The sequence below is a fragment of the Algibacter sp. L4_22 genome (assembly GCF_023473045.1).
Classification (GTDB): domain Bacteria; phylum Bacteroidota; class Bacteroidia; order Flavobacteriales; family Flavobacteriaceae; genus Algibacter.
In genome coordinates, this window is sequence record NZ_JAMCOK010000004.1 from 300750 (window position 1) to 314057 (window position 13308).

A 13308-nucleotide genomic window follows, 5' to 3' on the forward strand; every position below is an offset into this window, starting at 1 on the left:
GTTTTGTTTTTCGAAAAAAATAAAAAAATGAAAAAAATAACAACAAAATTCGATAAAGTATTAAACGCATCTCCTTTCCCAGGCAATGTAGAACATGCGCCAGATGCAAGCAAAGAAATAGTATCTAACTCTAAAGATCAACCTATGCCTTTTACTGATCTTACAGGTAACTACCAACGTAATAAGGGTATTCCACCTAAACCTTTTAAAGACAGTAAAGTGTATATTGTAGGTAGTGGTATCGCTGGTCTATCTGCTGCATATTATTTTATACGAGATGGTCATATCCCAGGTGAAAACATTATTTTTCTTGAAAAACTATCTGTAGAAGGGGGCTCTCTTGACGGTTCGGGAAATGCTAAGGACGGCTATCTTGTTAGAGGTGGTAGAGAAATGGAAATGACTTATGAGAACCTATGGGATATATTTCAGGATATTCCTGCTTTAGAAATGCCTGCACCTTATAGTGTTTTAGATGAATTTCGTTTACTTAATGATAACGACCCTAATTATTCAAAAGCTAGATTAATTCATAATAATGGGGAAATACAAGATTTTAGCAAATTTGGTTTAGACAAACTAGATCAATTAGCTATTGTAAAGCTTTTACTAAAAAAGAAGGAAGAGTTAGATGATGTGACCGTTGAAAGTTATTTCAGTGAGTCATTTTTGAAAAGTAACTTTTGGACTTTATTCCGTACCATGTTCGCTTTTGAAAACTGGCACAGTTTACTAGAATGTAAATTATATATGCACCGTTTTTTACATCTTATAGACGGCTTTAAAGACTTGTCATGTTTGGTGTTTCCAAAATACAATCAATATGATACTTTCGTAAAGCCATTAACAGAGCATCTAAAATCAAAAGGTGTTAAAATTCAGTTTGACACCTTGGTTAATGATCTAGATATTAGGATCAATACAGAAGGCAAAATTGTTAGAGGAATAATTGCGCAACAAAAAGATAAAGAAATAAAGATTCCTATAACCGAAAACGATTTTGTTATTGTCACTACAGGTTCTATGACAGAAGATACCCAATATGGTGATAATACAAATGCACCCATTAAAGCAATTGATAGTATAAAAAGTGGCCAGAGTTCAGGGTGGCAACTATGGAAAAACTTAGCAACAAAATCCACGGAATTTGGTAAACCTGAAAAATTCTGTAGCGCTATTGAAAAATCTTCTTGGGAATCTGCTACACTAACTTGTCGCCCTTCAGCTTTAACGAAAAAAATTAAGGAATACTGTGTAAACGATCCTTATTCTGGAAAAGCTGCTACCGGAGGAATTGTGTCTATCACCGATTCTAACTGGCTAATGAGTTTTACCATTAATCGCCAACCGCACTTCCCGGATCAACCAGAAGATGTTTTGGTTATATGGGTGTATGCTTTATATATGGATAAAGACGGTAATTATAATAAAAAAACAATGCCGCAAAGTACAGGAAATGAAATTTTATCTGAATTATGTTTTCATATCGGTTTAGAAGATCAAATAGATTCTATTATTGCAAACACAATTGTTAAAACAAGCTTCATGCCTTACATAACCTCTCAATTTATGCCTAGAGCAGCAGGAGACAGACCAGAGATAGTGCCTAATGGTTCTAAGAACCTAGCACTTGTAGGTCAGTTTGTAGAAACGCATAACGATGTTGTATTTACCGTAGAAACTTCGGTAAGAACTGCTAGAATAGCTGTTTATAAATTACTGAATCTTAATAAACAGGTGCCAGATATTGCTGCTGGCCAATACGATATACGTCAGCTATTAAAAGCAGCAAAGGCTTTAAATGATTATAAACCATTCCCAGGAGAAAGTGTTTTAAAGCGAATTCTAAAAAACACTTATTTTGAACATATTTTACCTGTAGGCGAAGAGGATGAAGATCATCACGACTCTTTTTTTAATGAGCCATTAGATAAACTTAAGGAGTGGGCAAAAGGTTTTAAGCACTAATTCTTAAAGGGATTTGGTTGTTGAATACGAATTGAAGACCTTATCTAACAGTGTTTAGTCCTTTTAAAGCCAAATCTAAAAAATAGACAAAATCATTACCCCTGTTGCAGAGCGTATCAGAAGTTTTTAGCATTATGCACAAGCAACGATAAAATCATTTTTAAAACTAATGCTTTTAACCGAAGTATGTGTAAATAAACATGAAAGCAAAGGCTTCATCAAAAATTTTTAATAATAAAAAATATGTTACAGAAAAACGATAGCGCACCTAACTTCACATTGTATGCCACCCCAGACCAAAAAATATCATTATCTGAAATGATTGGCAAAAATGTAATTCTTGCATTTTATCCAGCAGATTGGAGTCCGGTTTGTAGTGACCAAATGGCATTATACAATGAAACTTTAAAATATTTTAAACAATATGATGCTGAAATATTAGGTATATCGGTTGACAGTAAATGGTGCCATATGGCATTTGGTAAATCTCGGAATTTGCACTTTCCGTTATTGGCTGATTTTGAACCGAAAGGTGCTATATCAAAGGCTTATGGTGTTTATGATGAAACTGAAGGCGAATGCAAACGAGCATTATTTGTGATCAATAAAGAGGGCGTTATTGAATGGAGTTACGTTTCCCCAACCGCTATTAATCCAGGAGCTGATGGTATTTTAGATGCCCTCGAAAAAATAAATAAATAAATAAATAAATACAAGCAAAATGAGTTTACATCCCGAAATTAATCATAACGACCACATCAAAGGAAATTTAAACGCCAAGTTGGAAATTGTAGAATATGGCGATTTTGAATGTGGCCACTGTGGTACTGCACACCCAATTATAGAAACAATAATGAAAGAATTTGGTGACCAAATTAAATTTGTTTTTCGTAACTTCCCTTTATCAGAAATACATACAAACGCTCGTGAGGCTGCTAAAGCTGCAGAATCTGCAGCTTTACAAGGAAAATATTGGGAAATGCACAACAGTATTTTTGAAAATCAAGAATATTTACAACCCAACGATTTTGTTGAACGAGCAGAAAATTTAGGATTGGATATTCAAAAATTCAAAATGGATATGCAACGAAGTAGTATCGCAGAAAAAATTGATACTGATTTTGAAAGTGGTATTCGCAGCGGTGTTAATGGTACGCCATCTTTTTTTATAAACGGTAATAAATTTGACGGAGATGCTTTTAAATTACTAGAATTAATTCAGGAACCTGTAGCTTAATATCTTTCAACATAAAACAACAATCATGGGAAAAAAAGTAGCAGACCAAATCGTAGAGATGCTGGTCAACAACAACGTAAAAAGAATTTATGCCGTAACGGGTGATAGCTTAAACGAACTGAATGATGCGGTAAGAAGAAGTGGAAAAATTAAATGGATTCATGTTCGCCATGAAGAAGCGGGTGCCTATGCCGCTGCTGCAGAAGCAGAACTGGATGGACTAGCATGTTGTGCAGGAAGCAGCGGACCTGGTCATGTACATTTAATAAATGGACTTTATGATGCCAACCGTTCAGGAGTTCCTATTATCGCCATTGCATCAACCATTGTTACGGCTGAATTTGGTGTCGATTATTTTCAAGCTACAAATACCTATAAATTATTTGATGATTGTAGTGTTTACAATGAACTGGCCAGCACGCCAAAACAAGTACCACGTATGTTACAAGCGGCCATTCAAAATGCTGTTCATAAAAAAGGAGTTGCTGTATTTGGTTTACCTGGTGATGTATCTGCCATGCCTGCTGAAGAAAGTGCAACGTCCATGTATAATTATCATAGCGAAACCATTTTACGACCATCGGATAATGAGATGCAAAAACTAGCCAACTTAGTTAATAAGCATCCAAAAGTTTCTATTTACTGTGGTATTGGAGCAAGGGAAGCTCATGATGATATTATAAAATTAGCAGGATTACTAAAAGCACCCATCGGGTATTCTTTCCGTGGAAAAATGGGTATGCAGCACAACAATTCTTACGAAGTAGGGATGACAGGTTTACTAGGTGTTCCATCTGCTTTTCACGCTATGCATGAATCGGATGTGGTGATATTACTAGGAACTGATTTTCCTTATGAACATTTTATGCCGGTAAAAAACAAAATTATTCAGGTTGACGAAAAACCAGAACGATTGGGCAGACGAGCAAAATTAGAACTGGGATTAACGGGAAAAATAACAGATACCATTGCGGCACTGTTACCCTTAATAAACGAAAAAGAAGATACCAGTTTCTTAGATGCTCAATTAGACTTTTATGAAAAAGTGAAAGAAAACTTGAATGTCTATGTAAAAGATGAGGGGTTTGAACATCATATTAGTCCCGAATATGTGGCATCTACCATTGATAAAATGGCAGATGACGATACTGTTTTCACCGTAGATACAGGTATGTGTTGTGTGTGGGGTGCACGATACATTAACGGTACCGGAAAGCGAATCATGTTGGGCTCTTTCAATCATGGTTCAATGGCAAATGCCATGCCTATGGCTATTGGAGCACAATTAGCCTATCCTGAAAGACAAGTTGTTGCATTTTGTGGTGATGGCGGTCTTTCTATGCTATTGGGTGATTTAGCAACCATCAAACAATACAACCTGCCTATAAAACTAATTGTTTTTAACAACCGTTCTTTGGGAATGGTACAATTGGAAATGCAAGTAGAAGGCTTGCCTAATAATGAAACCGATATGGTGAATCCTAATTTCGAGATGATAGCAGAAGCCATGGGATTCAGAGGGATTTCGGTTACAAAACCTGAAGATGTAAAGCAATCTCTGGAAGAAGCTTTTGCTCACAATGGTCCAGTTTTAGTAAGTGTATTCACCAACCCGCAAGCATTAGCGATGCCTCCAAAAATGGAATTTGACCAAATGAAAGGATATGCTTTGTCTATGAGCAAAATGATATTGAGCGGAAGAATGGATGAGGTTTTAGAAATGGTAAAAACAAATTATAAACACATGAAAGAGGTCTTGTAAGATTTGATTTTTCATAAATAATCATAATAAAAAATAAAACATGAAACAATTCACAAAACATACTATCGAAACGGCGCCTAAGGCTTCCAAGGAAATACTCACCAAGGTGAAGGAACAAAACGGAGCTATTTCCAATTTATTTAAATACATGGCGGGTTCTCCTGCTGCGTTGGAAGGGTATAGTAATCTAAGCAAAACCTTTTTCGCTAAAACATCATTCACTAAGGGCGAGCAAAACTTAATTTTGTTGTCTTCAAGTGTGGTCAATCAATGTCAGTACTGTATTGCAGCACATACTAGAGGAGCAAAACAAAATGGAATACCGTCTAAAACCATCAATGAGATTCGTAAACAATTGCCTGTTACAGATAAAAAGTTGAATGCGCTGGTAACATTTACTGAAAAAATAACGGTGAACAGAGGTCATCTTGAAGCATCAGATTTAGATGCTTTTTACCATGCAGGTTTTTCACCTGAGCAGGTAATGGATGTTATTGTTGGTGTTTCTCTTAAAGCAATGAGCAATTACATCAACCACGTTACAGAAAATATTATTTCAGAAGATATGGAACCGTTTGCTACGGGGAAAGAAATTGAAGATTAATAAAAAAGTGGCAAAACATTATTATTATTATTATTCTGTTAAAGTTTATAAAAAATAGTCTATGCTAATATATATCAGTGTCAGCACATTAAATGCAATCTACCTTTGATGTATTATTAATTATAAAACTTAAAAAAATTAAAACAGCGAACATAGGAATTTCTGCAGAAAACAGATGGGCAATCGCAGATGAATTTGTACTCTATTGAAAAACCTTGAATTTTCATTGGAACATTGAAGGTTCCGGTTTTCATGCGGCACATCTTTACCTTGAAACATTGTATGAAGAGCAACAAAAAGTTGTTGATACCGTAGCAGAAAAAATACGGGCAATAGGGCATTATGTACCCGCAACTTTAAAAGACTATTCCCAATTGACTCATCTTACTGAAAAAACAAAAGGTAAAAATGATAGCTAAGGTATATTTGTCGAATTATTGGAAGATCACGAAAGCATTATTGTTTTTATTCGGGAAGAAATACAGCCTATAGCAGACAAATGGAAAGCTGAGGGCATCGGTGATTATATTACCGGGTTGATGGAACAGCATGAGAAAACCGCTTGGATGTTGCGCTCACATTTAAATTAAATAATAAATAGACTTCTTTTAGAAAATTGCCCTAAACCGACAAAATGGTTTAGGGCAATTTTTTTTGCAATGACCTAAGCCAACTGCCGAGTCTAAAAAAAAACAGTGTCTATTGGTGTTTTAAGAGAGTAGAAGTACTCGAAGGGTATCCAATCAAGGATTAGTTTTGGTTTTGGAAAGTTTTTTAACTAGACTTTCCATGGTAAGCCCTTGCACTAGTATTGAAAATACCACGACACCATAAGTAATAAATAGAAATAGTTCTCTATTCATCGATTCCGTTAAGCTCAAAGCCAATGCAATAGATATACCGCCTCGCAGTCCACCCCAAGTCATTACTAAATTCGTGTTTGGGTCAAAATTCAGTTTCTTCTTAAAAAAGTTTATTGGGAGCAATAGGGAAAGGAACCTGCTTATCAAAATAATGGGAATTGCTAACAATCCAGCGAACATATAACTGATATCATAAGCAAGTACAAGTATTTCCATACCTATCAATACAAAAAGAATGGTATTTAAAAGCATATCAATCAATTCCCAAAACTTATCCACATAATTTTCGGTTTGTTCAGACATTGTACTTTTTCTTACACGGTCATCACCAACAAGAAGTCCTGCCGTTACCATTGTTAATGGCGTTGAAAAATCAAATTTTTGAGCTATTACCGTACCAACCATTACTACTGCAAGTGTAATAATGACTTCAATTTGATAATCATCAATTTTTTTCATTAATTGATATGCAAGCCATCCTAAAACCAACCCTAAAAGAATACCTCCAATAATTTCTCTTCCAAACAGCTCCAAAATATCAGAAGCTTCAACTGTTTCCACTCCCAAAGAATTGATTTGAAATAGCGTAATAAATACGATAACAGCCACGCCATCGTTAAATAATGATTCTCCAACGATTTTTGTTTCTAGTTTCTTAGGAACACCTGCCTTCTTAAGAATTCCCAATACCGCAATTGGATCCGTTGGAGAAATGAGTGCCCCAAATAACAGACAATTAATATAAATTACATCAATATGAAACATATTAAGCACAAAAAACATAAAAGTGCCAACTAAAAAAGTTGATGTCAAAACACCTAATGTTGAAAATGTAAAAATAGGCCAGCGTTGAATTTTGAGCTCCTTAAAATTGGTGTGGAGTGCTCCCGCAAAAAGAAGAAAACTTAACATGACGTCTAGCAATAATATTTTGAAATCTATTTGGGTAATAATATATTTTTCAACATCTAGCAAGGTTTCATCTAAATAACTAAGTACAAATACAGCTAAAGTAAATAGGATTGTAATTAGCATTAAACCTATGGTATTGGGTAGTTTAAAGAAGCGTACATTGATATATCCAAGAATAGCCGATAAGAGTACTAAGATAGTAGCGATTAAGAAGTAATCCATAATCATTTATTTTTTGCAATATTTTATTTGAATTTCAGCTACGAAATTTCTCTTAATTAGTATAGATAGTAAGAGAGGTTTTATAAAGCAACTTTAATCTAATGAAATTAAAACAGAAAGGTTCAACTTTAAAACCCGCTTTTGTGAATTTTCATAAATATTCCAATCTGTTTTTTCATCCGTACATAATAAAATAACTATAGAAATTCGATACTACAAAGATGAAGTACCATCCAATTATTTAAGATGACCTGGGTCAGCTTGCCTGCAATAATATAGGCGTTACTTTGCCCAACAATCATAAAAAAAATTAATATTATGAAACACGCATTATTTTACCTGTTCGTGATAGGGTATAGAGACTTAGAAAAAGGCTGATTAGTAAATCTAATGAAGGTTAGAAAAAGTAAAGAAGACTTAGTCACACTTATGATTAATCTAGAGTACAAAAGATAAGAAAAGTTACCAAGCTAAACCATTATGGCAAATATGTAGTAGAATCAAAACAAAAAGACCTGCGTTATTAAAAGATGACTGATCTAGGTCATGGGTAACATTGACTTATATAAGTTCCTTTGTTATTAAATTAAGAATTAAACCTTTAAGTATTGGCAGTAAATATTTTGTCAAAATTAAACTATAATCTGAATCTAATTAATTAGTAAATGTAAACTCTGTGAGAGTTTTGTCCTATTAAAGTTGCATTCGTACCAGTAATGAGTTGGTTTGTAGATCTTTTCGCTTATAGTAAAGACGGTTTAATTCATTTGTTTTTTAGTATTAGCATTAATAGTCATATTGCCTACACTTGCAGGAGACAGACGTTAATAACTTTTATTCCCATAAAAAATAATGCTTTAAAAGATAAATGGAGAGTTATAAATAAAATATCAAAGCAAATAATTAAAAAAAACAAGAAGATGAAAAAAATATTTAGACTAAGTTTTGTAGCATTTATGAAAACAATAAAAATTGTGGTAATGATGTTGCTGTTTTTAACAGTAACCAATATAAATGCACAAGAAGAACAAAAAACAGAAACCACTACTAACTATACCGTGAATATAGAAACCATGGATGGAATGACCATTCCTTATAAAATGACAGTATATGAAACTAAAAAATCTAAAATAAGATTTGCTGAGGAGGATAAAGGAAAGATAGATGAAACTGCAATTTACACCCCAGAGCATGTTACTAAATTAATTTATATTGATAAGTATGCCGATGGTGATTATGACAGTTACATTGTTTTAAGATATATAAAATCTCCAAGTGACAGCTTTAAATTTGAACCTACAAAAAGAGGGTTTACTGTAGATGTAGACAAAAAAAATATGGAGTATATTTTGGGTAAAGGTGTATACTTCGTGAACAATAAAGATGCCAATAACTTTTTTGTTACGGAATTTAATGAATTCTAATATTGAATTTTACGAGTATAGAGTCTAGATTAAGGGATTTCCGTTTTCAAAAACCTATTTATAGGAATCTAATCTCATTACTTTTTGATTCTATTCTAAAAAGTATATAAGCTTTTTAACTATTTCTTTATCATAATAAACACCAAATGATTGTATAACATTGTATGAACTATAAAGCATAAAAAATGAAAATTATAACACTTATTAATATTTTAATATTTACGTTATTAACATCTTGCGTAAGTCAAAAAAAATATACAGAACTTCAAAACAGAGCAGACCTATGCGAAGGGGAACTTAGAACCGCTTCCAACGAACTTAAAACTACTTCCAACGAGCTCCTAGTGCTAGAAAATAATCTAGCCAATGAGAAAAATAAATCGAAGGCTCTAGAAAAGCAGGGGGATTATTTTAAAAGCACGAACACCAATCTGTTAGATAGACTTTCAGACCTTTCTATAGTAAGCAAGTTTGGTGCAGAGAGTATTAAGAAGTCTTTGGAGGCTTTAAACGAGCAAAACACTTATATTAAAGATTTAACAGGTTCTATGCAACGAAAAGATTCTCTCAATCTGGCATTAGTGATGAATTTGAAACGATCCTTAGATGATTTCGATGATGAAGATATAAGCATTGAGGTAAAGAAAGGAGTTGTATATGTTTCCTTATCAGACCGAATGCTTTTTAGATCTGGAAGTTATAGTATTAATGAATCTGCGCAAGCGGTAATAGGAAAAATAGCAAAGATAGTGAACGATCACAAAGAGTTGGATATTCTTGTTGAAGGACATACAGATACAGTTCCTATGCATACAGATTGTATAGAAGATAATTGGGATTTAAGTACCAAGAGAGCCACAGCAATAGTGCGTTTGATGCAAACTAATTTTAATGTGCAACCGGGACGAATGACAGCTGGTGGACGTTCAGAATATGTGCCTAAAGCAACAAATGAAACTTCAGAAGGTAGAGCATCCAATCGTAGAACTGAGATTATTATTCTTCCAAAGCTAGATCAGTTTTTTAATTTGTTAACTCCACCAGAAACAGCCTCTGTAGATTAAATCATTTTAAAAACTAATAGGAACTCTATCTTAATTTTGGGAAATAACAATAATAAAATATAAACTGGTCGGTCGTCTTCTGCTGCTTAAACAATGACTATCCAAAGTGTTTTAATAGGGCAGAGGTACTTGAAGGAAGGGGACGAGTCAAGAATTTGTTTTGGATACTGGCGGTTTACCTGGTGATTTTTGTTATTCTAAGGAATTAATATAATCGTTATATCTATTTAATAGAATTCGATATAAATTGGTGCTAATTGTATTAATGGGCGAAAAAAGTGCCAAATGTTTTAGCAAAATAAAAAAAGCCAAGAATAAAATTCTTGGCTTTCCCTTTGTTTACTTGTAGCGAGAATGGGGCACGATCCCATGACCTCCGAGTTATGAATTTACAAATAAGAAAATCATAAAATTTTAAATAACTGATAGTCAATTATTTAAAAACTACTATATTTTAAATCGTGTTCCAAAACGTGTTCGGTTTTGTGTTCACTAAATAAGTGAAATAATAAAAAATAAATTTAGATTTTAAGATTGAAACTTGCAAGTTTTTTCACATATTTTTTGTCTAAAATTTGATTTTGAAGCTATACTCTAAAAAGAATAATAAATCGATTTTATGCTATTGAGTTTTACTAATTATTCTATTTAATATATCCATTATATTTACAAGGATAGGTAATGTAAATTATATAATATATAATTGTTAAAAAAATGATAACTCTTTGGTTTTTAGGTTTTTTTAAATCTAAATATAGTGCATGCACCGTATATTTATAACAAGAAAAAGATTTGCGCCATGAAAACATTAAAAGAATTAAAAAAACGATTAGAGAAACTTAATTTTGGAAGATTATTAAATTCTAAAAAGAGTAAAAAAAATGAACCAAGAACTTTAATTACAGCATCAACTTTTGATGATGAAGATTTGTTTATGTTCATCTAAACGAGAACTTTCTAATCGTTTATAAAAAAATGCTGATTTAGTTCGGCGGGAAGTTTTATGTTTATTTTTTAATAACATTTTAATCTTCAAGTTTTTCAGAATCTAAAATTGAGTTTTCTTCCCATAATAATACCCTCAAATAGTGTCTAACTTTTGGGGGGCAGTTCATTACGTGCGAGGATTTTCCGCAGGAAAATCAGACGTAATAAACTTGCAACTACCTTTGGTTAAGCCCAAAATCGAGTAATTATTTTTATACATTGTTGGCAAATGTTTTATTTTTTAATTAAATTTATTGACTATATACTATTTCCTTCTTTACAGCAAAACACAACCAAGCAGGATCGAAATAATAGAATTGAGCGCTATTACTTTTTTATAAACGAGATTTAAAACTCAATACCAATCTGCTACGCACAAAACTTATTCAACAACTCCTGTATTGCATCATTAGGATACCCATAACCACGTTTCTTTTTACCAAGAACGCTTATAATCTTTTCATTAATATTGGAATTCAATTCGTCAACGTCTATATAATCAATATTGTCACTATAGTCTTCGGTAATATATCTCTTCATATCAAGGGTGGCATCTTGTATAGCGCCCAATACCTTTCTATTATTATTGGTAGTTAAAAAAACAGGCTGTAACTCTTTCGTGATTTTGTCTGTAAATTTAGATGGAAAGCTTATCTCATCATTTTCCAATTGCTTAAAAAAGCGCTCAGCAAATACTTCATGGAAATTCATTAAATCAATTTTTTTAAAATCAATTAAAATCACAGAATAATAAGAAACATCATTCATTAGTATTACACAATTTTTCCTGCTAACCATAAACACATTAGCGTTCCAATTACCAAGAGGAGAAGATTTATCCGATTTAACTATACGTGATTTACCAACTACAGTTTCAAATTTTTGGGTACAGTATATTATTGCCATTATTTAAATTTCAAATTATCATTTATCTCAAACTCGTACTGCACCGCTTAGAAATAATTAAGTGCATTTCAATTCGTTTGGGTAAGCGAAGTTACAAATAATATACGTTGGGTTACTAATCAAAATACTACATGGTCCGACAAAGGTATACTAGGATGTGGTAGAAAATAACAAGCTACTTTAGGGTTAAAGTTTTAAGTAAAATATTTATCAGTACTTAATGTATGATAAGGGACATCCTTTACACTAAGCCTTATTTATATTTGCCAACGGTTTTGTGTATGGTTAGTTGCGTGTTTAAGCAACTAATTAAGTAAACAAAAACGAACGCGAGAAAATTCCGAAGGAATTTTCCAAATAAGCACTTGCCAAAGCAATTAATTATAAACGGTGTTGTAAGCTTTACTATCTGCTCTATTTTTTAATTTTATAGTTGTCATTTATGTTGTCTATATAGATTTTAGCATCTTTGAAAAATCCAATTTCGATTTTTGCTTCCTTTGCTGAATTTATGGTTGTTTTGACATTTTCAAACTTTATATTCCCTAATTTGATTATAGGCAATATTCCAACTTTTTCCTTTAGTTTTTGAAGACCACCAAGAGTATATCTCTCTCTTTCATTGTCAGAAAAATTATGTTGTATTAATAATTTTTTAGCGAGTTTAGATTCCTTAGGAATATTAAAATCTTGTGATGAACCAAAATCTACCATTACTTTATATTCAGTTTTATTGATTGTAATGTATGTATAAGGAGAACCTTTTTCTATTTTTCTTTTAATGGTTTCATAATTTTTGTCCACTATATTTTTGTTAGATAATTTTATCGTTCTGTTAGGGTAATCAATAAGCCAATTGGCTTTTTTTATAATTGACTGTCCAATTATTCCTCCAAAATTGGGGATTTGCTCTTTAAGACCTTTCATATCTCCATTTAGAGCGAACGTATTAGTAAAATCTATATTATTAATTTTTATCGATAATACAATCTCACTACCTAATCTCATTTTACGTTTAGAGGCTCCTCCATAATTGTTAGTTTTACCAATCATCGAATCTCTTTGAATAATGGAATAATCAGCACCTGTATCAAAAATAAAATTTTTGGTAACTCCATTTATTTCAAATGGTATAATCATAACTGATTTGAATGTCGTAAATTTCGTTTCATATTCAAAATTTTCGGGAACCACATTTCCTTTGTTTTGTTTATTGGTTATAGAGGAACAAGATACATTTAGAATTAATAGACCGAATAATAGTATTTTTAACTTTTTCATAATTCTTTTGGTTTGTCTATTAATTTAGATTTGTTGCGTTAAGTTCTTGAGTACAGCGTTGTCGTTTTTAATGTTGCC

Annotated in this window: 12 protein-coding genes; 9 read left to right on the top strand and 3 right to left on the bottom strand. The window is 32.5% G+C overall.

From position 1 onward, the window contains the following. Positions 1 to 27: 27 nt before the first annotated feature. The 6 genes from M4I23_RS12925 to M4I23_RS12950 all read left to right on the top strand — a co-directional run bounded on the left by M4I23_RS12925 (position 28) and on the right by M4I23_RS12950 (position 5990). A complete protein-coding gene (locus M4I23_RS12925; protein ID WP_249754685.1) occupies positions 28 to 1968 on the top strand; it encodes an oleate hydratase in 1941 nt (646 codons plus the stop codon). Between the two features lie 243 nt (positions 1969 to 2211). Further along, the gene (locus M4I23_RS12930; RefSeq protein ID WP_249754686.1) at positions 2212 to 2670 is read left to right on the top strand and encodes a redoxin domain-containing protein; all 459 of its coding nucleotides are present in this window, start codon (positions 2212 to 2214) and stop codon (positions 2668 to 2670) included. Between the two features lie 19 nt (positions 2671 to 2689). Then, a complete protein-coding gene (locus tag M4I23_RS12935) occupies positions 2690 to 3205 on the top strand; it encodes a thioredoxin domain-containing protein (RefSeq protein ID WP_249754687.1) in 516 nt (171 codons plus the stop codon). Between the two features lie 25 nt (positions 3206 to 3230). Further along, the gene (locus M4I23_RS12940; protein WP_249754688.1) at positions 3231 to 4967 is read left to right on the top strand and encodes a thiamine pyrophosphate-dependent enzyme; all 1737 of its coding nucleotides are present in this window, start codon (positions 3231 to 3233) and stop codon (positions 4965 to 4967) included. A gap of 40 nt (positions 4968 to 5007) precedes the next feature. Further along, entirely contained in the window at positions 5008 to 5571 is a 564-nt protein-coding gene (locus M4I23_RS12945) for a carboxymuconolactone decarboxylase family protein (RefSeq protein WP_249754689.1), read from the top strand. 215 nt (positions 5572 to 5786) lie between these two features. Further along, on the top strand, positions 5787 to 5990 hold the full coding sequence (locus tag M4I23_RS12950; protein WP_249754690.1) for a Dps family protein: 204 nt from the start codon (positions 5787 to 5789) through the stop codon (positions 5988 to 5990). A 324-nt stretch (positions 5991 to 6314) separates the two neighbouring features. On the opposite strand, the gene M4I23_RS12955 is transcribed toward M4I23_RS12950, so the two are convergent. Further along, the gene (locus M4I23_RS12955) at positions 6315 to 7568 is read right to left on the bottom strand and encodes a sodium:proton antiporter (RefSeq protein ID WP_249754691.1); all 1254 of its coding nucleotides are present in this window, start codon (positions 7566 to 7568) and stop codon (positions 6315 to 6317) included. A gap of 920 nt (positions 7569 to 8488) precedes the next feature. Here M4I23_RS12955 and M4I23_RS12960 point away from each other — a divergent pair. The 3 genes from M4I23_RS12960 to M4I23_RS12970 all read left to right on the top strand — a co-directional run bounded on the left by M4I23_RS12960 (position 8489) and on the right by M4I23_RS12970 (position 11002). Further along, positions 8489 to 8992, top strand: a complete 504-nt coding sequence (locus M4I23_RS12960; RefSeq protein ID WP_249754692.1) for a hypothetical protein — start codon at positions 8489 to 8491, stop codon at positions 8990 to 8992. Positions 8993 to 9177: 185 nt separating this feature from the next. After that, on the top strand, positions 9178 to 10056 hold the full coding sequence (locus M4I23_RS12965; RefSeq protein ID WP_249754693.1) for an OmpA family protein: 879 nt from the start codon (positions 9178 to 9180) through the stop codon (positions 10054 to 10056). A 799-nt stretch (positions 10057 to 10855) separates the two neighbouring features. Then, a complete protein-coding gene (locus M4I23_RS12970; protein ID WP_249754694.1) occupies positions 10856 to 11002 on the top strand; it encodes a hypothetical protein in 147 nt (48 codons plus the stop codon). Between the two features lie 410 nt (positions 11003 to 11412). Here M4I23_RS12970 and M4I23_RS12975 read toward each other — a convergent pair whose 3' ends face one another. Both M4I23_RS12975 and M4I23_RS12980 read right to left on the bottom strand, forming a co-directional pair. Beyond that, positions 11413 to 11949 (bottom strand): hypothetical protein, encoded by a 537-nt coding sequence (locus tag M4I23_RS12975; protein WP_158850615.1) that lies wholly within the window; start codon positions 11947 to 11949, stop codon positions 11413 to 11415. A gap of 414 nt (positions 11950 to 12363) precedes the next feature. Then, complete coding sequence (locus M4I23_RS12980; RefSeq protein WP_249754695.1) at positions 12364 to 13230, bottom strand: hypothetical protein; 867 nt, start codon at positions 13228 to 13230, stop codon at positions 12364 to 12366. Positions 13231 to 13308: the final 78 nt, after the last annotated feature.